Origin of the sequence: Paenibacillus sp. BC26 (assembly GCF_900116125.1) — a bacterium.
GTDB classification, from domain to species: Bacteria; Bacillota; Bacilli; order Paenibacillales; family Paenibacillaceae; genus Paenibacillus_Z; species Paenibacillus_Z lignilyticus.
The window spans coordinates 310,806-332,282 of sequence record NZ_FPAD01000003.1; the positions used below are offsets into that span (position 1 = coordinate 310,806).

The 21,477-nt window shown below is 51.6% G+C and carries 17 protein-coding genes; 11 read left to right on the forward strand and 6 right to left on the reverse strand.

The window, feature by feature from the left end; all coding sequences use genetic code 11:
• The first annotated feature begins 132 nt into the window (after positions 1 to 132).
• Positions 133 to 1,092: a hypothetical protein gene (locus tag BM412_RS22455; protein ID WP_091223460.1), complete on the forward strand. Its 960-nt coding sequence runs from the start codon at positions 133 to 135 to the stop codon at positions 1,090 to 1,092.
• A gap of 5 nt (positions 1,093 to 1,097) precedes the next feature.
• The gene (gene uvrA, locus BM412_RS22460; protein ID WP_091223462.1) at positions 1,098 to 3,995 is read left to right on the forward strand and encodes an excinuclease ABC subunit UvrA; all 2,898 of its coding nucleotides are present in this window, start codon (positions 1,098 to 1,100) and stop codon (positions 3,993 to 3,995) included.
• A 461-nt stretch (positions 3,996 to 4,456) separates the two neighbouring features.
• Here uvrA and BM412_RS22465 read toward each other — a convergent pair whose 3' ends face one another.
• The 5 genes from BM412_RS22465 to BM412_RS22485 form a co-directional block, all read right to left on the reverse strand.
• Complete coding sequence (locus BM412_RS22465) at positions 4,457 to 4,774, reverse strand: thioredoxin family protein (protein ID WP_091223464.1); 318 nt, start codon at positions 4,772 to 4,774, stop codon at positions 4,457 to 4,459.
• Positions 4,775 to 4,779: 5 nt separating this feature from the next.
• The gene (locus BM412_RS22470; RefSeq protein ID WP_091223466.1) at positions 4,780 to 5,154 is read right to left on the reverse strand and encodes a MerR family transcriptional regulator; all 375 of its coding nucleotides are present in this window, start codon (positions 5,152 to 5,154) and stop codon (positions 4,780 to 4,782) included.
• 140 nt (positions 5,155 to 5,294) lie between these two features.
• Positions 5,295 to 5,945: an HAD family hydrolase gene (locus tag BM412_RS22475; protein WP_177246016.1), complete on the reverse strand. Its 651-nt coding sequence runs from the start codon at positions 5,943 to 5,945 to the stop codon at positions 5,295 to 5,297.
• 219 nt (positions 5,946 to 6,164) lie between these two features.
• On the reverse strand, positions 6,165 to 7,040 hold the full coding sequence (locus BM412_RS22480) for a carbohydrate ABC transporter permease (RefSeq protein WP_091223469.1): 876 nt from the start codon (positions 7,038 to 7,040) through the stop codon (positions 6,165 to 6,167).
• A 16-nt stretch (positions 7,041 to 7,056) separates the two neighbouring features.
• The gene (locus BM412_RS22485) at positions 7,057 to 7,953 is read right to left on the reverse strand and encodes an ABC transporter permease (RefSeq protein WP_091223471.1); all 897 of its coding nucleotides are present in this window, start codon (positions 7,951 to 7,953) and stop codon (positions 7,057 to 7,059) included.
• Positions 7,954 to 8,116: 163 nt separating this feature from the next.
• On the opposite strand from BM412_RS22485, the gene BM412_RS22490 reads away from it, so the two are divergent.
• Positions 8,117 to 9,247 (forward strand): ROK family transcriptional regulator, encoded by a 1,131-nt coding sequence (locus tag BM412_RS22490; protein WP_091223472.1) that lies wholly within the window; start codon positions 8,117 to 8,119, stop codon positions 9,245 to 9,247.
• Here BM412_RS22490 and BM412_RS22495 read toward each other — a convergent pair.
• Complete coding sequence (locus BM412_RS22495) at positions 9,210 to 10,022, reverse strand: polysaccharide deacetylase family protein (RefSeq protein ID WP_091223475.1); 813 nt, start codon at positions 10,020 to 10,022, stop codon at positions 9,210 to 9,212. The two genes, BM412_RS22490 and BM412_RS22495, sit on opposite strands and share 38 nt — an antisense overlap.
• 254 nt (positions 10,023 to 10,276) lie before the next feature.
• On the opposite strand from BM412_RS22495, the gene BM412_RS22500 reads away from it, so the two are divergent.
• From BM412_RS22500 to BM412_RS22540, 8 genes are all read left to right on the forward strand, one after another.
• Positions 10,277 to 11,947: an extracellular solute-binding protein gene (locus tag BM412_RS22500; RefSeq protein ID WP_256256524.1), complete on the forward strand. Its 1,671-nt coding sequence runs from the start codon at positions 10,277 to 10,279 to the stop codon at positions 11,945 to 11,947.
• Positions 11,948 to 12,044: 97 nt separating this feature from the next.
• Positions 12,045 to 13,778: a sensor histidine kinase gene (locus BM412_RS22505; RefSeq protein WP_091223479.1), complete on the forward strand. Its 1,734-nt coding sequence runs from the start codon at positions 12,045 to 12,047 to the stop codon at positions 13,776 to 13,778.
• A gap of 13 nt (positions 13,779 to 13,791) precedes the next feature.
• On the forward strand, positions 13,792 to 15,429 hold the full coding sequence (locus BM412_RS22510) for a response regulator (RefSeq protein WP_177246019.1): 1,638 nt from the start codon (positions 13,792 to 13,794) through the stop codon (positions 15,427 to 15,429).
• Between the two features lie 131 nt (positions 15,430 to 15,560).
• On the forward strand, positions 15,561 to 16,817 hold the full coding sequence (locus BM412_RS22515; RefSeq protein ID WP_256256548.1) for a DegT/DnrJ/EryC1/StrS family aminotransferase: 1,257 nt from the start codon (positions 15,561 to 15,563) through the stop codon (positions 16,815 to 16,817).
• A 259-nt stretch (positions 16,818 to 17,076) separates the two neighbouring features.
• Positions 17,077 to 17,868 carry a phytanoyl-CoA dioxygenase family protein gene (locus BM412_RS22520; protein ID WP_091223485.1) on the forward strand — a complete coding sequence of 264 codons (792 nt, stop codon included), beginning with the start codon at positions 17,077 to 17,079 and terminating at the stop codon, positions 17,866 to 17,868.
• 327 nt (positions 17,869 to 18,195) lie between these two features.
• Positions 18,196 to 19,134 (forward strand): ArsR/SmtB family transcription factor, encoded by a 939-nt coding sequence (locus tag BM412_RS22525; RefSeq protein WP_091223487.1) that lies wholly within the window; start codon positions 18,196 to 18,198, stop codon positions 19,132 to 19,134.
• 282 nt (positions 19,135 to 19,416) lie between these two features.
• Positions 19,417 to 20,394 carry a glycoside hydrolase family 43 protein gene (locus BM412_RS22535; protein ID WP_091223491.1) on the forward strand — a complete coding sequence of 326 codons (978 nt, stop codon included), beginning with the start codon at positions 19,417 to 19,419 and terminating at the stop codon, positions 20,392 to 20,394.
• Positions 20,391 to 21,470 carry a glycoside hydrolase family 43 protein gene (locus BM412_RS22540; RefSeq protein ID WP_091223493.1) on the forward strand — a complete coding sequence of 360 codons (1,080 nt, stop codon included), beginning with the start codon at positions 20,391 to 20,393 and terminating at the stop codon, positions 21,468 to 21,470. Before BM412_RS22535 ends, BM412_RS22540 begins: the two co-directional genes overlap by 4 nt.
• Positions 21,471 to 21,477: the final 7 nt, after the last annotated feature.

Consider the following 21,477-nt stretch of genomic DNA (forward strand, 5'->3'; position numbering starts at 1 on the left):
TTTTTTTCTGACTTGTAACTCTAGCAAATGATTAAATAATGCTATATTGACAACTATGAATCTAAGGGATATTTTGTATATCTATGGAAGATTTAGGAGTGACTCTAGTACTGACTTCGGAGGAGGACGAACGTGGGCTTACAGAAATTCGGCGAGCAAACGACAGCGCTGTTTCGGGAAGCATTGAACCAGTTCATCGAGAAGGTCAAGAAGGACGATCAAGTGATTGCGGCTGTGCTGCTTGGCAGCTTATCGTACGACCAAGTATGGGAGAAATCGGACATCGATTTAAAGCTGATCGTGCATGATCAGAAGCTGAATTCGGGCTATATGTGCTTTGTGGAGAATGATGTCCCTATTAACGCCAGCATTCAGACTCGCAATGAGTTCAAACGCTGGATCGAACGATCCGTGGGCGGCTCTATTTCGCAGTCGATGCTTTATCGCAGTACGCTGTTGTTCACGAAGGATGCTTCGATTACGGAATATTTTGAACAAATACGGATTGTCGGCGAGCGCGATAGGCAGCTTCAGCTGCAGCAGCTCGGGGGCTATTCGCTTGCGCTTCTGGCCAAGGCCGAGAAGTGGCTGTATGTGAAACAAGACGCGGTTTACAGTGCATTCTGGATTATTAAGATGGTCGATGTCTTGTCGCAGATCGAGGTGCTGCTGAACGAGGATGTGCCTATGCGGGAGTCGGTCAAACAGGCGCTCGCCTACAACCCGGACTTCTTCCGCGTGGTCTACACGGAGATGGTGCTCGGCGCGGTAACGGAGGCCGGCGTTCAATCTGCAATCGATCAGATCAATGGATATCTGAACGCTAGGGCAGAGCGGATCTTCCGGCCGATGCTCGCATATTTGAAGGAAGAAGCGGATGTTCGCACCGTTACGGATATTGTTTTGAAGTTTAAGCCGGTCATCGAGACCGATACCGGTTCCGCGACTGCGATATGCGATTGGCTCGCCGAGCGAGGCCTTCTGATGAAGATGGAATCGGAGACCAAGGCCACTCCGAAGAGCCGGAACATGCTGCTTGAGCCGGCGTATTTAGTTGAGAGCGACGAGTTTCCGGAGTGGGAGAGGGGCTAGCGCGAATGAAGAAGTTTATCGAGGTACGCGGCGCAAGGCAGAACAACCTGAAGAATATCGATGTCGATATTCCGCGGGACAAGCTCACGGTCATTACGGGGGTCAGCGGTTCGGGCAAATCTTCATTGGCCTTCGATGTCATCTATGGGGAAGGGCAGCGCCGATTCCTGGAGTCGCTCTCCACCTTCGCCAAGAGCCGGATGAATCAGCTGAAGAAGCCCGATGTCGACTTCGTATTCGGCTTATCCCCTGTTATCGCCATTGAGCAGAAGAAGGGGATCGTTAATCCTCGGTCCACTGTCGGCACGATGACGGATATCTATGACTTCATGCGGCTGCTCTTTGCTTCGGTTGGCGAAGCTTGCTGTCCATTCTGCGAGCATCCGGTGCCGATCCGGTCGGCGGAGCAGATGATCGATCATATTAAACAGCTGCCGAAAGGGACGGAGCTTGAGGTGCTGGCACCGGTGTACAAAATCTTCGGCGAGAACTACGAAACGACGCTCGATGAGATTCGTTCGAAAGGCTTTCGGACAGTTCGTATCGAAGGCGCCAGGCATAGTCTCGGTGATCCGATTGAGCTGGAAGATGAAGCGGAGTACAGAATCGAGGTCGTCGTCGATAAAGTCATCGTCCAAGCGGACGCCTTCAAAGCGCTTGCCAAAACGATCGAGAACAGCTTAAAGCTGGTGGGGGAAGGGTTCATTCGCTTTGAGATCGTTCATGTGCCGGATGATGCGCAGGTTGATGAAGATAAGTTTTATCGGGGCTTTGCTTGCCCGGAGCATCATCTGACGATGGGCGAGCTGCAGTCGAGTTATTTCTCCTTCAACGATCCCGCTAGCGCTTGCCGGACCTGCGGCGGACTCGGTACGTTCATGCGCGCCGAACCTAGGTTCCTGGTGAAGAACCCGGACAAGAGCATCAATAAGGGAGCGATTGATCAGAAGCTGCTCGGCACCAGCACCGGAACCTGGCATTGGTCGATCGTTCGCAGCGCGGCCATACACTATGGGTTCAGTTTGGATACGCCTTATAGAGAGCTGTCTGAGGCGGCCAAGAACATCATGATGTATGGGTCGAAAGGAGAGAAATTTCCTTTCGTTCCGGGAGAAGACGCAACGAAATCGCAAGAACGCCATGCCGGCAAAATGATGTCTTTCGGCGGGATGGTGCATACCATCAATTGGTGGTACAAGCTCTACTTAAAGCGCAAAGCGCAGTCCGTCAACGATGATGAGTTCTATAAGCGAGTGATGGTCGAGCATACTTGTCCGGATTGCGATGGACGGAAGCTGCGGCCTCAGCGATTCGCCGTGAAGGTCGGCGATGCCGATCTGCATCAGCTGTGCAACAGCTCGTTGCTTGAGCTGAGCATGTTCTTGAAGAACATTACATTTGCGCCTAATCATGTGGTTGTAGGCAAGCAGATTGTCGCGGAGATCGATTCTAGGATCGATCTGCTGCTGGATATCGGCCTTGATTATCTGAGCCTTGGCCGCCGTTCCGATACGATATCGGGCGGTGAAGCGCAGCGTATCCGACTTTCTACGCAGATTAGTTCGGGGCTGATGGGGATGCTGTACGTGCTGGACGAGCCGAGCATTGGACTTCATGCGAGGGATAGCATTCGCATCATCGACACGCTCAAGAAGCTGCGCGATATCGGCAATACGATTATCGTAGTCGAGCATGATCTCGAAACGATCGGCAGCGCCGACCATATCATTGAGGTCGGACCGGAGCCGGGGCTGAACGGCGGCCGTATTATCGCCGAGGGTACCGCGGACCAGCTGCGGTCGAATCCGGATTCCATCACCGGCTCGTTCCTGGCAGGAGTGCGGAGAATCGAGGTTCCGGCGGTGCGCCGTCAGTCGGACGGACGGATGCTGTCCCTTCGAGGCGCGAGGGCAAACAATTTGCGCAACGTGGATATCGATGTGCCGCTCGGGGTGTTGGTCTGCATCACAGGTGTCTCCGGTTCGGGCAAAAGCACACTGATCAATGAGGTCATCTGCAAGCAGCTTTATTCAACCTTCCAGGATGCGCGCATTGTTCCGGGGGAGCATGACGAGTTGACCGGGCATGAGCATTTGACGGGCATTATCAATATCGACCAGTCTCCGATCGGTCGAAGCTCGCGTTCGAACCCGGCGACGTACGTCGGATTCTTCGATAAGATCCGCGAGCTGTATGCGGCTGCTGCCAGCGCGGCGGGAAAGTCGCTCGCGAAGAACGATTTCAGCTTCAATCAGAAGAATGGCGGACGCTGCGAGAACTGCCAGGGCGAAGGCATCGTGACGACGGCGCTCCAATTCATGCCGGATGTGGAATCGGTGTGCCCTGTTTGCAAGGGAGCGCGGTTTAACGAGGAAGTGCTCGATGTTCGGATCAAGGAGAAGAATATCGCGCAGGTGCTGGAGATGAGCATCGAGGAAGCCGTTCCGTTCTTTGAGGAGCAGTCTTACATTCAGCATAAATTGAAGGTGCTGCATCAGCTGGGGCTCGGCTATTTGCGCTTGGGGCAATCGTCGACCACGCTGTCCGGCGGCGAAGCGCAGCGGATCAAGCTGGCGACGGAGCTAAGCAAGATAATACGGGGCTCGCATAACCTGTACGTGCTTGATGAGCCGACGACCGGCCTGCATCTGAGAGATATTCAGAAGCTCATCGATTGTCTTCATCAGCTTGTGGAAGCGGGTCACACCGTCGTGGTGATCGAGCATCATCTGGATCTGATCAAGGTGGCCGATCATGTTATCGACATGGGTCCGGAAGGCGGCAAGAAAGGCGGCATGGTCGTCGCATCCGGCACGCCGGAGGAAGTAGCGCGCACGGAAGGCTCCCTGACCGGCAAGTTTCTGCGGGAGATGCTGGCGGTGGAGTCGCAGGCGGTAGTTTGATGCAGTGGGTTGGCTGGGTGGCGCAGACGCTTATGTCTGCGCCACCTTTTTCTTCGCGAGAAAGTCTGGGCAGCTACTTTTCGGTCTGTTCTTCTTAAACAAAACTTCTAACGGTTGTCAGCGTGGCTATTTGATGAAAATAAGCACCTTTGTAATTCTAACGGTTGTGACAGGCGTTATTAGCGGCAAATGGATCGATTCCCGGTGGAAAACGTCCAAATAAGCGCTCTGGCAACCGTTAGCATATAAAAAGGGTGCATTTATGCCAAATAGCCACTGTCACAACCGTTAGAGCTGACATTGCGACAAAGCATGCGGCGCTCAGCGCAGAAGTACAGACCACTTTGCTCTCGTGCTGCGCCGGAAGCTATAAAACCGACGTCGTATCAAAAGTTGGTTTCGTTTCTCCACACACTGAGGTGGCGCAGACACTTATGTCTGCGCCACCTTTTTCTTCGCGGCTAAAGCTGTTTCTCGGCAGCCAGGCGATAGGCTGCTTTGGGACGCAGCCCCACCAGTTTATCCATGGGCTGGCCATTCTTGAACACTATAACGGTCGGCGTGCCCATAACGCCGGCTGAAGCAGCGGCTTCAGGCAGCTTGTCGCAGTCCACGTACGCGATGCGAAGCTGATGCTCCAGCTCCGCGCTTAGTTCTTCCAGAACGGGAAGCAGCGTATGACACGGCGGACAGTGAGGTGCTCCGTAATCTACGAGCACGACCCCATCCTCAACGAGTTGATGGAGATGCTCCATGCTCTGAACTTGATGTATTCCCATTTGGCTCACTCCTTGCTTAGATTGTCGGCGATCGTTTCCGACTGAACGGCAGCGATCCGATCTACCAAATTCGTCCGAATTTGATTCAGCTGCATAATCTGTGCGTCGATCTCTGCCAGCTTCCGCTCATAAATCGGCATAACTTCGCTGCAAAATGCTTCCTTGTTCCGCAAAACACAAGTAAGAAACCCGGCGATTTGCTCAGTCGTCAGACCCAAGTTCAGATAGAGCTTGATCGTCTCCACGGTGTGAACGGTTAAGGGCGAATATTCGCGATAACCGTTGGCTTGTCGCAGCGGCGATATCAAGCCCTGCTGTTCATAGTAACGGAGCGAACGAATGCTCACGCCTGTTTCTTTGGCTAATTGACCGATTTTCATGGGCATCCTCTCTTCGCCATACCTGGTTTCCAGTTCATTATAAAGGCTGACATTAATGTCAGAGTCAAGCAGCTTGGGGTTGCTGTTCGAGCCGGAGGATTATATGGAGCATTTAACCGGAGCTCTCGCCAATTTCAACTTTACAGATAGTGAAGGAGTTGATGGAGTTCGTCGATATGGCCGAGGGGAACAATGCCTCTTCGCTCCAACTCCGGTTGATTGGCCTGGTAAGCAATAAATCGGATGCCGGCTTCCATTGCCGCTTTGCCATCGATCCAAGCATCGCCTACGGACAGCCAATCCTCTTTGGAGAGGTGGGGGTAGCGTTCAAGAATATGAAGAATGCCCTGCGGTGAGGGCTTCATCGTTACAGCTTGCTCTCGGCCAATGACATGGTCAAAGTACATCTCAATTCCAGTAGTGCGCAGCGCTTGTATAGCGGCTGTATACGAATTATTCGTAAGAATCGTGAGGTGGAAGTCCTGTTGCAGCTGCTTCAGTAGTTCAACGACACCCGGCTCAAGCCCCGCATCCTTCATCCCCGCTTGCTCTAATTCAGACACAACTGTCCATACCGCCTGCTCTGTTTCTCCGGTGAACTTCGCTGATAACCGGGCATGTTCAATGAGTGTCGATGCCGTAAAATCATGCAGCGGAAGATCCGCTTCAATAATTCCCGCTCGTACTAACAACGTATAAACCTCATTCTTGATCTGTTTGAAATCAATGCGCGAGCGGAGAATGGTGTTATCCATATCCAAAATAATGCCTCGTCGCTTCAATGGAATCATGGGAGCAGCCCCTTCATATGGGTTTATGTGTACGCATTCTAACATGCTTATTTGCAAGAAAAAAGCCCCCGCTCTGCATGTTATGCAGAGGGAGGCTGTTCTTGGCGCAAGCTCGTTGCACAGTTCTTCATTCCGTTTCATACCGTTCTGCCTCATTCCACCATTCCGTACCGTACTGTAATCACTCCACTCGTTTGGTTCCATTCCACTCCACTCCGTTCACTCTTTCACGGACCCCAGCACGATGCCTTTCACGAAATACTTCTGCAAGAACGGATAGACGGTTAAGATCGGCAGCGCGCCAATGAAAAGCTGAGCGGATTTGACAGTTCGTTGCGCGATATTCTCAAGCTCCTCCGGCCTGACATTGAGCTTCGTATAATCCTGCTGAACGATGGTTTGCAGCAGCGTGGCAAGCGGATAATTCGCGTGATTGGTCATATACAGCATGCCATCGAACCAAGAATTCCAATGGCCGACCATCGTAAACAAAGCGAGCGTTGCGACTGCGGGCATGGATACCGGCATAAATACGCTGAGCAGAATGCGGTAGTGGCTTGCTCCGTCAATCATAGCCGCTTCCTCCAGCTCTTTGGGCACGGTCCGGAAGAAGTTCAGCATCAGGATCATCAGCCACACATTGACCGCTCCCGGTAAGATGAGTGCCCATATCGAGTTCAGGAGATGAAGCTTCGTAATGAGAATATAGCCGGGTACCATGCCGCCGCTGAAGAGCATCGTGAATATAAAATACCAGGCATACACCGATCGCCCGCGGAAGGTATGCTGTTCTTTGGATAACGGGTAAGCGGCGAGGAATACGAGCGCCATGCCGATGAACGTGCCGAGGATAGTACGTTCAGCGGAAATGAACAAGGCATGCAGAAAGTTGTCATTCCCGAATGTTTTTTTGTAAGCATCGAATGTAAAATCAATCGGCCACAGCCCTACGAGATTGGCCGCTGCAGGCGACTTGCCGCTCAGTGACACGGCTAATATGTGAATGATAGGCAGCACGCATAATAAAGAAATAACGAGCAGGAAGATGTGGTTCACAATGGAGAACATGCGGTAGGCAGTCGTTTTATCCGGCATAGTCATGACCCCTTACTTAGAAAATGCGATAGTTGGCAAGCTTGTAAGCCAACCTGTACGTAAGTACGATGAGGATGAAGCTGATGACGGATTTCAGCAGCCCGACGGCGGCTCCGAAGCCCATTTCCCCATTGAGAATGGCCATGCGATAAACGAACGTATCGATAATATCCCCTTTGGAGTAGACGAGCGGGTTATATAAATTGAAGATCTGATCAAAGCCGGCATTCAGAATATTTCCGAGTGAAAGAGTGCTCATGACGACTAATATGGGAACCAGCGAAGGCAGGGTAATAGATAAGGTTTGCTTCCACCGGTTAGCTCCATCGATGACGGCTGCTTCATAGAGTGACGGATTGACGCCTGCAAGCGCGGCGAGATAGACGATGGCCGAGAAGCCGAACTCCTTCCATGTATCGCTTGCGACAACCGTAAACCGGAACCAGTCTCCGTTTCCGAGAAAAAAAATCGGCTTCATGCCAAACAGCTCGGAGAACAAGCGATTAATCAGTCCGCCCTCCGGAGACAACATATCGACCAAGATCCCTCCCAAGATGACCCATGACATGAAATAGGGAAAGTAGACAAGCGTTTGAATCGTTCGTTTAAAGACCAGCTTCCGAATTTCATTCAGCAGAAGAGCGAAGAATACCGGCACAACAAGGCCGAATCCAATCTTCAGCGCGGCTATTACAACGGTGTTGACCATCACCTGCTTGCTATCGGGGCGCTCGAACATGTACCGGAAATGATCGAGGCCGATCCAGGCTGATTTCGTAAACCCGAGCCACGGCTTGTAATCCATGAAGGCCATTATAATGCCGGCCATTGGCACATAGGCAAAAATAAACGTAACAATGGCAGCCGGCAGCAGCATCATGTGAAACGGGGAGCTTCCCTTGAAGCGTTTCATTCCATCCTTCCTCTCCTTGCGAGTTCCATGTTGGTTTCATTGTAGCAACCATGAAAACCAATACCTATGAGAACATTCGAACGCTCATAGCATTCTCATAACTTTTTGCGCATGCTATAATTTACTCAATTTATTACATGCTGCAGGAGAACGGAGCTTAAGGATGAAACCGAGCGATAAAAGCAGTCAGATCCTACGGCTTGTCGATAAGGGGAGAGGGATCTCCCGGAAGGCATTGTCCGAAGAAACCGGATTATCGCAAGCGAGCCTAACCAAGATCACCAAAACCTTAATCGAACAAGGGTATTTGGTAGAGGGAGAACGCGTCGGCAGCGGCTTGGGGAGAAAGGAAGTGCTTCTCTATGCCAGAGCGGATCGCCATCGGTTTCTAGGGATAGACATCGGCGGGCACAAAATACGCGTAGCAATCGCGGATAACAGTTTGCATATTCAGGCGCGAGCGGAATGGGAAATGCAGCTGTTCAAGGACCACAGCGACAAAGCAGCCTTGCTCATTTCGAAGATTGAAGCGTTTCTGGAAAGCAGCGGAATCAGCCAATCATCCATCGATGCGATTGGGGTCGGCGTGACCGGCGTCGTGGATCCGGCACTGCAGAGGATTCTAACGATTCCCAATGCCGAAGGCTGGGATAACGTGGAGCTGCCCATTGCCATGCAGGAGGCATTCCCATGTCCGGTTTATATGGATGAGGGCGGACGGACGATGGCCATCGCAGAGAAGTTTGCAGGCAAAGGAACGGATATGGAGCATTTAATTACGGTGCAAATCGGCTTTGGCATCGCTGCGGGGGTTATCGTGAATGACCGACTCTTGAGAGGTTCCGATAATGTCGGCGGACTGCTTGGCCATATTACGGCGGACAATAAAGGCATCCGATGCACATGCGGCAACTACGGATGCCTCGAGAATATTATTACGTATCCCATGATAGAGCTGGCCTATCGCACGCGAGGCGGCAAAGCGGACTCGCTGCTGGAGGCGTATCAAACGAATGATAAAATAGCGCTGGATGTTTGTCTGGAAGCAGGAGAAGCCTGCGGCATTGCACTAAGCAATATGGTCAATCTGTTTAATCCGAAGGCGATCTTTGTGGGAGGTCCGGTCATGGAGCTGCTGCCGTCCGTATTCGATGAGATGAGAAGGACCATTCTACGCCGTGCCAATCGGTTTGCTACACAACGCTTGCAAATGGAGCGCAGCTCTTTCGGCAATGATGAAGGCATCGTAGGGGCGCTTACGCTGGCGAAGTCGAAATGGATGAGCTGGTTCTGAGGGCGTAGTAATCGGAGTAATGGAGGATATCCATCCCTTTGTCCCGCGCGTAAGTAAGCATGGCTCGGAGATGCGTTAGTTCAGGGTCGCAGGTGATGCTGCTCCAGTCGTGGCTGCAGTACACAAAGTCCAAATCATGGTTGACGGCGTAGTCGATGTCGCGCTTCAGCCATTCTACATAGTGAGCGACATTCTCCCATCCAATCCGTTCTCTCGCAATGCAATCCTGCCAGCCATGCAGCGGGCATTCCAAGATTTCGCCATAGCCCTGAGGCTGGTAGAAATAAGGCTGCCATTCGAAGGGAACCGGCTGCCAATCCCGTTCGTTCCGTCCGGCTGATCGGACGATCTTTATGCCGCAATCGCGCAGAACTTCAAGTAAATCCAAACGGTCGCCAAGACCGCGATAATAATTATAAGGGGCCGTCAGTCCTGTGCAGGCAACGCCGAGGATATCGCTAAGCGCCTTTTGTCCGCGAAGGATGTCTTCCTTGGCTGCTTCGAAAGAGACGCCGGGAAACACTTGAATCCCTTCCTCATTTTCTTGCACAACGGTCTTGAGCAGCAAATGGGAATACGTATGCTGATGAAATTCAAGCCAGCCCTCCTTGGCAGCCTGTCGGCAACGATCCGCGTTCTGTTCAAGCGTTCTCCCTACGATAAAGATACTGGCCGGGGCTTGCAGGTCCTTATGCACTTGCATGGCTTGGTCAATAAACTGTGCGGTTCGTTTATCGGCCGCCTCTACGTCATACCCGATTAATAGCTTTGCCACCTCTATTTCACCCTTTCGCCACCCTAATTACTTCACATAATAAATTATATGATCCGATTTTGATAAAAGTAAAGGCCAAATATATAGCTATTCCACGATATGATGACGGAAAATGATAATACCTTCAATAAATTAATTGTTATCAATTTGCTATCAAAGTTATGAGGTTCTTATAGCTTTAGGTGATGCCTTGTTTCTACAATTAGGGTGAATCAAGGTGATTATGCAGACTGAAGCCAAAGGGGAGAGTGCATGTGAAGAGGGGCTGGGTTTCACTATTCGCATCGTTGATACTCGTCGGGACGGTAGCCGGGTGCACAGGAAACAATAACGACAACGGCAGCTCAGACAGCGCATCGAAGGATGATTCGCTTCCTGCGAGCAATGGGAAGTTCACGCCGGAAGTTACGATGACTACCGCAAGAGGCGTCGGCGGGGACGTTGTGTTCAAGAACGGGGATACCATGGAGAACAATGTGCACACGCGCTGGGCGAAAGACACACTCGGCATCGACATTAAGTACTTATGGACGGTTGCGGATCAGAATGGAGCGCTCGATACGAAGCTCAGACTCTCGCTGTCCGCGAACGAGCCGTTCCCTGATGTGCTGCCGCTGCGCTCAGATTTGGTGGCCCAGGATCTGATCGATTCCGGTAAATTCGCCGATGGCGGCGCGCTGTTCGACAAGTACGCATCGGATGCTTGGAAAGCCGCGATGAATGAGGCCCCAAGCGCATGGTACCCTTATATGCGAGATGGCAAGCGAATCGGCATTCCGATTCTGGAGCGGGCTTACAACGCGGATACGGTGCTGTGGATTCGCGAGGATTGGCTGAAGAAGCTGAATTTGAAAGCGCCAACGACGATCGATGAGCTGGATGCGGTGATGGATGCGTTCGTCAATCAAGACCCGGACGGCAACGATAAGAAAGACACGTACGGCATGGCCGTGGGCTTCAAGGATCGCTTTAATGGCTGGGGTTCTACCGTGGACTGGGTATTAGGCGCATATGGCGCTTTGCCGAACCAATGGAATGAGGATAAAGACGGCAAGCTTGTTTACGGCTCCGTTCAGCCGGAGGCGAAGCTTGGGCTAACGAAGCTGCATGACTGGATGGCGAAGGGCTACATTACGAAAGAGGCCGGCATTATGGACGAAGTCAAACCGACGGAATCGTTCGTTGCGGGGAAAACCGGCATTGTGGCCGGACCTTATTGGATGGTAGCATGGCCAATCGGAGCGGTGAAAGATAACGTTCCGGGTGCGGAAATCAAGGCATATCCTATTCCGGCAGGCCCGAACGGAACCGTCATGCGCCACGGGACACCGGGGAATAACGGCGTCGTTCTGATCAATAAGGATATGAAACATCCGGAAATTTTCTTTGCTTATCAAAACTATCTGTTTGATCATTATGCGAATCCCGCGAAAGGCGATCCAATGGAGTTCGGGATGCATCAAGGCTATGATTACGACCTGGTGGACAACAAGCCGGTTTATGGCGCTGATATTCCGGGCGGCGCGATCGAGGTTGAGAAGTATTCGCTCACCTTCGACGGTGCTATTATTCCATCTCTCAATATGAAGACCCTTGCGGCACTCGGAGCAGGCAAGGCGCCGGAATCGCCGTTTGAGGTGAAGAACTCCCACGGTTATGCGCCTGAAATGCTGGCCGCGGCCGGGGTTGTCATGCAGCAGGTGGATGCATCCCATCCCGATAAGTTCATTGGCGCTCCTACGCCAACGATGAAAGCGAAAGGGGAGTTCCTAAATAAGTTGGTGCTCGAAACGTATAACAAAATGATTTACGGAGATATCCCAATTGACCATTTTGAAGATTTCGTGACACAATGGAAGCAATCAGGCGGAGATCAAATGACGGCGGAAGCGAATGATTGGTACGCCTCTGTCCAAGGTAAATAATCGATCGCAGCAAGCGGTTCATAACCCGGTGAGTGGCGTCCACGAACCGGGTTATGAACTGTTTTGACCTTATTCGAAACGGAGCGTTTCCATTAAGATGCGAAAAATAAACACGTTTGGCCGAGTACTCGGCATCCTCCTCATTGTGACCATCCCGATTGGCATCCAATACGGCAATTCGCATCAAGTCAGCATGAAGGTTGTGCAGAAGGAATTGCGGGAAGCAGGCAAACAACGGTTATCCGGGCTCTCCACGCAATTGGATACGGTACTGGAGCAACTGTCGATGAATGCCATCATGCTCGGTCAGGACCCGACAATCCGGGAGTTTCAATATCTGTATTCCCTGCCCGGGCTTCTAGACCCCTCCCGCACGAAGAATGCCATCGTGGAGAAGCTTGTGCTCAACAGCACAATTGTGCGATGGCCAAACAATATAAGCGTCTATGCGCCTGCTGTTCAAGAGGCGCTGTCCAGCGGAGCGCGGGCGAAATTCGATGAAGCCTACTTGGGGCAATATGTGTCGCGCAGCTGGACTTATCGATCCGGAGTAGCAGGCGGCAGCGGCAAATTTTATTGGTACAGCGTAGACCCCATTACCGCCTACGATGATGTGAAGCAGGCTAAGCTTATCGTCGAAGTGAGCTTTCCTCAGGATAATTTTATATCGAAGTTAGATGATTACAAGGCTTCCGGCAGCAGCGCGCCTTTCTTATATCATGCAGGCGAGCCGATCATCGCCGATCGCTCGGCGAACAGAACGCTTGCTTATCGGATCGCCGAAGCTGCGAGCGACTTGAAGCTGTTGCAAGACAACGACTCCGTAGTAACCATTGATCAAGAACAATTCCTCGTCAACTATATTCCCACCGCAATGCCGAATTGGGTGCTCATCGATTATGTCCCGCTCAGTGCCATTTTGAAACCGATCGAAGTCAGTCGAACACGGTTTTATTTCTCCGTAGGCGTCTTCTCCCTGCTCGCTATCGGCGCCGCTTTCTTCCTCTATCGTGATGTACAGGTTCCCATTAAGATGCTGCTCAAGGGGGTGCGCCGTTTCAAGAGAGGCGATTACTCGGTACGGATAGCCGAGCCTTCCAATCCCGAATTCATCTATTTGGTACAAGGTTTTAACGAAATGGCCGTGGAAATCCAGGGTTTAATCGAGAAGGTCTACAAGGAGGAGCTCCGCTCGCGCGAAGCGACGCTCAAGCAGCTGCAATCGCAGATTGCCCCTCATTTTCTATATAACTGTTTATATTTCATCAAAAATATGGCGCAGGTTGGCAACGATTCCGCGGTGGCGACGATGTGCGTCCAGCTTGGCAAGTTTTACAGGTATGCGGCGCGGACGGAGAATCAGAGCGCCACGCTTGCGGAAGAAGTGGAGCTGATTCGCAGCTATCTCATGATTCAGTCGCTTCGGATGCGCAAAATCGACTATCGGATTGATATGCCGGAAGGCATGCTGGGGCTCCATGTACCGCGCTTTCTGCTGCAGCCGATTATTGAGAATGCTGTTCTGCATGGTGTAGAGCCGCTTTACGGCAGCGGCAACATTACGGTGCGAGGGGAAATACGGCCTGACCTCGAGGGCTATCTGATTTCAATTGAGGATAACGGCAGCGGAATAGCTTCTGACGAAATAACGCGATTGAATCGCAGCTTCTCGCTGCCTCTTGCCGAAGAGAATGGGTGCGGCATGTGGAATGTACATCAGCGGCTGCTTCATTATTTTGGCGATGGCGCCGGTTTGACCTTGCAGCAAATGCCTCAAGGAGGAACCAGGGCAATCATGCATTGGCCCGGAAGCGAGCACGATAATCCGTAAAATGGAGGGTGCCATGCATCAAATTCTAATCGTGGATGATGAACGTTCCGTCGTCGATAATTTAGAAGTCATTATTCCTTGGGAAGAGCTCGGCATCGGCACCGTATACAAAGCTTATTCCGGCGATGAGGCTGCAGCGATTCTCGGTAGGAACGCCGTCGATGTTGTCATTACCGACATTCGAATGCCGGGTATGAGCGGCTTGGAGCTGATCGGCCATATTCGGCGTACCGCGAAGATGACGAAATGCATTCTGCTCTCCGGTCACGCTGAGTTTGAATTCGCGAAGAAAGCACTGCAGGTGCAGGCGGACGATTATTTAATTAAGCCGGTCGCGGATGAAGAGCTGATGGAGGCCGTCCGCAAGGCGCTGCTCCAATCGAGTAAGGAATGGGAGGAGATGCATTCCTACCGGCATCTTGCTCGGCTAATGAAAGAAAATCTGCCCTTGATTCGCCGGAATTTGCTGGGCGATTTATTGCATGGCAAATGTCCCTCGGCTGCCGACCTTACTCAGAAAATGAACATGATCGAGCTTTCTTTTACGCCCGGGGACCGCGTGTTTATGCTGTTAATCCGTGTGGAGGAAGGCTTCACGGCGTTTGACCGAAGCCAATCGGTATTATTGGAGTTTGCCATGGCGAACATCGTGGAGGAATTATTCCGTCCTTATTTTGCGGTATGGAACGGGGTGGATGAGCATGAAAACCTCGTATTTGTGCTGCGGGCGTTGGAGGATAGCGCTGTTTACGGCAAAGACGGCGGCGAAGGGGCGAATCAACGCGGGGTATTGGAGCGGCTTGCGGAGCAGCTGCACAATCATGTCGGTCTGTATCTGAAAGGCTACATCTCCATTATCGTAAGCGGGCCGGATCTGTTCCCGCAGCGGCTTCAAGAGCTCTATCGAAGCTGCCTCTTTGCGATGCGGAACAAAACGGGCGGCGAGCGAGGGTTCTTCATTCTCACCGATGACAGGCCTGTGACTCGTGAATTTCATGCGCTGAGCAGCTTGCATGAGCCGCCATCGCTCATTCTTCTCATCGAAGCCGGCCGAATGGAGGACTTATGGGCGAAGCTGAACCGGATCTTCCAAGAAATGTCCGCGAGCTCGGATTATTTCTATGAGGCGCGCATGGAAGTCTATTATTGCCTGTGTACAGCCTTCATTCATTTCGCCCATCAGAACGGCAAGTCGTTGGCCGAATTAATTCGGCCCGAGGATTATGCGCTGTTTGACGGACCTGCTCATTTTCGCACGGTAAACGGGCTGAAGAAATGGGCATACGGCGTGCTGGAGCAGCTGGAATTCAGCGTGCACCAAGAGATCAAGGATTCGCGGGGAACGATCGTGCGTCAGGTGAATCAATTTATCGAGCGCAACCTTTCGCAAGGCATTTCGGTGCCCCTAATCGCGGATCAGGTTCATCTGCATCCGGCTTATCTGTCCAGAGTCTATAAAATAGAGACCGGCGAAAGCATCAGCGACTACGTGTACCGTACTCGAATGGATAAGGCGGTTCATCTGCTTAAGCATTCCGAAGTGAAAATTTACGAGATTGCTGCCAAGCTGGGCTACCAGAACGACTCCTATTTTATTAAGGTGTTCAAGAAGCATTATGGGATGACGCCGCAGGAATGCAGAGATCAATAGCATAGCTCGCGCTGCTGCCATCTGCTTATCAGATTGTTGTGGATATTTCCAAATTGGCATTTACCGGAAGCCTCTTCGGGCATATAATTTAAATTGTAAATTAATTCAGCAACGGAAGGAGCATGGCCTTGGTGGAGCGTTTGGCGATCGAACAGGGGCAGCCTGTTCGCGGTAAGCCGTGGACCTTTCAGTTCCATGGACCGGATGAGATTGGTGAACTGGAGAAGGCTTATGTGCTGCAGGCCTTAGATTCTCGCAGGATGTTTCGTTTCATGAATAAACGGGAAGAGTCTTTCCCGGCGTTATTGGAGCAATTTTATAAGGATCGACTTGGTATCTCGTTTGCGCTCGCTGTTAATGGGGGGACATCCTCGCTAATTTGCGCGTTGGCAGCGGCCGGTGTCGGTCCGGGAGATGAAGTGATTGTGCCCGCGTATACCTTTATCGCGACGGCGGCCGCGGTCGTGGCGGTTCGGGCCGTCCCGGTCATTGTGGAGTGCGACGACACGCTGAATATGGATCCTGCTGCATTTAGAGCCGCAATAACGCCTTACACCAAGGCCGTCATTCCTGTTCATATGCGGGGCGTCATGGCACAAATGAACGAAATTATGAGCATTGCCAACCAATACGGCCTTGTTGTCATTGAAGATGTAGCGCAAGCTAATGGCGGTTCCTATTTCGGCAAGCCGCTGGGGGCGATCGGCGATTACGGCTGCTTTAGCTTTCAGCATTATAAGGTCATTACGGCCGGAGAAGGCGGAATGGTCGTTACGAATAGCCAAGAGGGATATATTCGTGCAGGACATCAGCATGATTGCGCCTTCCAGTTCTGGGGCGGCGATGCTGAAGTGGAAACCATTCCCGGCGAGAATTACCGCATGAGTGAGATTAACGGCGCGCTGGGCTTGGCGCAAGCGCAGAAGCTCGATACGATTCTCGGTCAGCTTCGCGAGAACAAGAAGCGAATCGTGAGCGGTGTAGCGAATATACCGGGGCTGGCACTTCAGCGCGTTGTAGATCCGGCAGGGGATTGCGGGGTTAGCTTCGTATTTTATCTGCCGGATAGCAAGGCTGCGGGAACGTTCAGCAAAGCGCTGCAGGCAGAGGGCATTCCGAACGGGACCGTCGATAACGGCGGCGTTGCGGATCGGCATATCTACCGGAATTGGGATTACATTTTGCAGAAAAGAATGGCTTCTCCTGTGGGAACGCCTTGGAATTGTGCGGAGTACAAGGGCAGCGTAAGCTATGACCCGGACATGTGCCCGGTTACCTTGGATTATTTGGGCCGAGCCATCAGCATCGGTCTGCATCAGCGGATGTCCCATGAGGATTGCGATGATGTAATTCATGCCATTCAGAAAGTAGCCGCGGTCCTTATATGACGATAAGAAAGCGGAACTAACCAACCTCGCCGAAAAAGAGCTGAGAGTCGCAAAAACGAACTCTCAGCTCCCAAATCTCCGCTCAAACTAATCTAACTCTACCTCGCGGGGAGCTAAACGTGGCTGCTGCACGCCGGAGCTGAGCGTATTCGCTCTATTTTGGCAGATCGTCTTAGTTTTATCCCATATCCTCCAAGATGAACGGATGCTTCAGGTGTAAATTGAAGATATATCCGATTCATAAAGGGGACCTGAGAGCATGTTGAATTCGAAAATCCAACTGACTAACGAGCATGTGGAATTTTACAGAGAAAATGGCTTCGTGCAGATCGATAATATTCTTTCGCCGGAAGAGCTGGCAGAGCTTCGCCAATATATGGACGAGACGATGAATAACCAAGGCGCTCGCGGCTTGCAGACGGATCAGGCAGGCGGTGCCTATTATAAGGTGCTGAACCAGCGCGTAAATACGTGGCGGGATCACGGGGGCATGGCACGATTCGTGCTCGGCGAACGCTTCGCGGATATGGGCAAGCAGCTAACCGGCTTCGAAGGCATTCGCCTTTTCCATGACCACGCGCTGCTTAAGATGCCCGGCGATTCCAAAGTAACGCCTTGGCATCAAGATCGACCGTACTGGCCGATTAAAGACACCGATCCGATGGTCGCCTTCTCGATCTGGATCGCGCTGGATGATGTCGACGAGAACAATGGCTGCATGATGTTCGTTCCGAAATCGCAGAAGATTCGCAACTTGAAAGGCGTGGACCTCGTGACGCCTGAGGATATTTTCTCGCAAGAAGGTGCAAGAGACGCGGACCGTAACACAGCCGTTATCTGCCGCATGAAAGCAGGCAGCTGTACCTTCCATGACGGCATGACGTTCCATTTCGCCCATGCCAACAATTCCGAGAAGCCTCGCCGCGCGCTGGCCATTATCTTCCTCAAGGACGGCACGATCTATAACGGTACAGGTCATGTGTGCACGGATGGACTGGGCTGGGAAGCGGGCGACAAGATTCAAGGCGGCTTGATGCCGAAGCTTGCTTAAGCTGTCTATATCCAACTACTGGGTAATTATTGCAACGCAATTGTAATGTAACTGAAATGCCAATTTCATCTGGTTTTAATCTTCAGCGCCTATAATAAGACTCAACCCCCTATTATATATATTCTTTTAAGACCCGTGGCCCGTTGCTGCGGGTCTCCTTTTTTGTGTTCGAGAACGCGACATGTCTGCTTCCTATCGAAATGGTGAATACTGCGCAATAAGAAGATTAATAGACTGCCTTTACAAACGATTTTTGCGGGTGTTATGCTGAAGGCATTCGATTTATGCTAAGAAACATAAAACATATTATAAATGGGGAACGCTCGAATGCTGGAACTCTCTATTAACGAACCGGATGTATTGGTCAAGGTCGCACACGCTCTTTCATCGCATACCAGGCTGAAGATTATTAAGCTGCTTTTGAATCATAACAATATGAATATAAATGAGATCGGCGAGAAACTGGGCATTCCGGTGTCCACGGCGGGCGTGAACGTGAAGGTGCTGGAAGAAGCAGGCCTCATTCTGACCGAGATTTTGCCTGCAAGCCGCGGCGCGATGAAGGTATGCAAGCGGAATTTCGACGACGTCCGAATGATCTTGAATCCGATCAAGGGATATATCAAGAAGGAGCAAATTTTCGAGATCGAGATGCCGATCGGCCATTACGTCGACGTTGAAGTGCATCCGACCTGCGGCATCGCCAACACGGAGTCGATGGTCATTCCGGAAGACGATCCGGCCAGCTTCTTTCATCCGGAATGCCGAACCGCGCAGATCGTCTGGCTGAGACAGGGATGGATCGAATACCGGTTTCCTCGCTCGCTGCCGCGAAACATTGACATGAAAGCGATCGAATTTTCGTTGGAGCTTTGCTCGGAAGCCCCTAATTTCAATAATGACTGGCCTTCGGACATCACGGTTTGGATTAACGACACTGAAGTGGGAACGTGGACATCGCCCGGCGACTTCGGCGATAAGCGCGGCAAGAATAACCCGGAATGGTGGCATGACAGCAGTACGCAATACGGGCTGTTAAAGACGTTTCGAGTCGACAAAGAGAAGAGCACGGTCGATAATCACAAGGTTTCCGGCGTGACGCTGCAAGACCTGCGCATCGATGCTCAGCCGAATATACGGTTTAAGGTGGGTGTGAAACCGGATGCCATCCATAAAGGCGGGCTCAATTTGTTCGGCCGCGGCTTCGGAAACTATGACCAGGACATTATTATGAAGGTTCATTATGAGCCTGCTATAGATGAGTAAAACAACATAGTTGTTTATAACGGCGCATTAGCGCTTGTTTTTTTGTTATTAATAACAATATTTTTGTTGGAAAGCGTTGACATTACGCTCGATACGAACATATAATTTGTTTTACAATGCAGTTTGTGTTGCAGTTTGAATAGCAGCAGCGCTAAGAATAGGAGGAACAGGATCGTTTCATGCAAATTCGAGATGAAATCTTGCAATTTTATCATAATCGATGCTTCGACATTTTATTTGAAACATAAAAGTTGTTTATAACTCAATAAGGAGTATGAATAGATGCCATCTTCAGCTAAAACCTTTCAAAATCCCATTATGGCAAGCGGAGCGGATCCTTGGATGTATCGGCATTCCGACGGCTTCTATTATTTCATGGTGACTTGCGGCAATCGGCTGGAGCTGTATCGGTCACGAACGATGAGCGGAATTGCCCAGTCGCTTCCCACAACGATATGGCTTCCTCCTATAGAAGGTCCTGGCAGCAGGGAGTTATGGGCACCGGAGATTCATTTCATCAATGAGAAATGGTACGTCTACTTTACGGCGAGTGATGGAAGCGGAGATGACGGGCGTAAAGTTTATGTCCTGGAAAATGAAAGCGCCAACCCGACGGAAGGAACATGGACGGAGAAGGGGGCGATCAATGCGGCGCTGCCCGGACTGGACGGCACGATTCTGAAACACAATGGCAAGCTGTACTTCATGTATGCCGGTTACGGTCATTTCCCCGAATACGGATCTGCGATTTACGCCGCTTTGATGGCAAATCCATGGACGTTGACCGGGCCGGAGGTGCTGTTGACGAAACCGGAATATGAATGGGAGAAGCAAGGCGGAATGGCAATTAATGAAGGACCTTGCTTCCTCATACGACACGGAAAGGTATTCCTGATCTACTCTGCCAGTACGACGTGGTCGGATGATTACTCATTAGGCATGCTGGTTGCAGATGCTGCAAGCGACCTTCTGAACCCGGATTCATGGGCTAAGATTGATCATCCGGTATTCGCGAAGTGTACGGAAAACGGCGTATATGCCCCCGGTCATAACAGCTTTACGCAATCGCCGGATGGCCTCGAGGATTGGATTGTCTATCATGCGATTCCTCAGTCGGAGGCGGGCGCGTCTAAGAGGCAGCCGCGCATGCAGAAATTCGCTTGGACGGCGGCAGGATATCCTGACTTCGGTAAACCGCTCGCCTCCGGCGTCGATCATCCCGTTCCATCCGGGGAAGGCTTGGAGAAAATCGGGGAATGAAACGAAGGAATGCGAAATTCATCGCCTTCTCACTCTCCATCATCCTCATCGTTCTGGCTGCAGGAGCTTGGTGGTTGGATCACGATAACGAACAGCAGAATGGCCATGCGGCATACGCCAATCCTGTCTTCGATCACGATGCACCGGATCCAACGGTGATGAAAGCGGAAGACGGCTATTATTACGCGATTTCGACTCAGAGTAAATACGATGGCAGCGTCGTTACTTTTCCGATTCTGCAGTCCGCGGATCTCGTTCATTGGGAAGCGAAAGGAGCCGTATTCCCGCCGGAGCAGATTCCATCCTGGGCAACGCTCGAGTATATGTGGGCGCCTCATCTGACCTTCTACAAGGGGAAGTATTACGTGTACTACTCTACCAAAGTGAACGACGGCGATGCTTTAAAAGGAATGGGGATCGGCGTTGCGATTGCGGACCACCCGCTCGGACCTTATAAGGACAGCGGAGGGCCGGTCGTATGGGGGACAAGGTTCGAGAAAATCGATCCTTTCGTCTTGGACGATGATGACGGCAAGCGGTACTTATATTGGGGATCGGATAAACAGCCTATATACGTCCAGCAGCTGGCTGACAACGGATTAAGCGTGATTGGAGAAGCGAAGGATGTCATCCAGCCGAATGTGCAGAGCCGCAAAATGTACGACATTTTGGTGGAAGGACCTTGGGTCGTGAAACGCAGCGACTATTACTACATGTTCTTCTCCGGCGATTATTGCTGCGTGGATTCCAATGGCAAGCCTCCCCATTATGCGGTGATGGTAGCCCGCTCGAAGTCGCCTGCGGGTCCTTTTGAACCGAATAAAAATAACCCGATCGTGGAGCTCAACGAGAATTTCGTGGCTCCGGGCCATAACGCGGTCATTCAGGATGACGCGGGCACGGACTGGCTGCTCTACCATGCTTTTAAGAAAGCGGACACGGCTTTCGCAAGTCGTGTGCTGATGCTTGATCGCATCGATTGGAAAGACGGATGGCCGGTCGTTAACGACGGCCACGGCCCGAGCTCCGGCTTGCAGAAGAACGGCCCCATCACGAACAAACTTACTGGGAGGTAAATGAAAC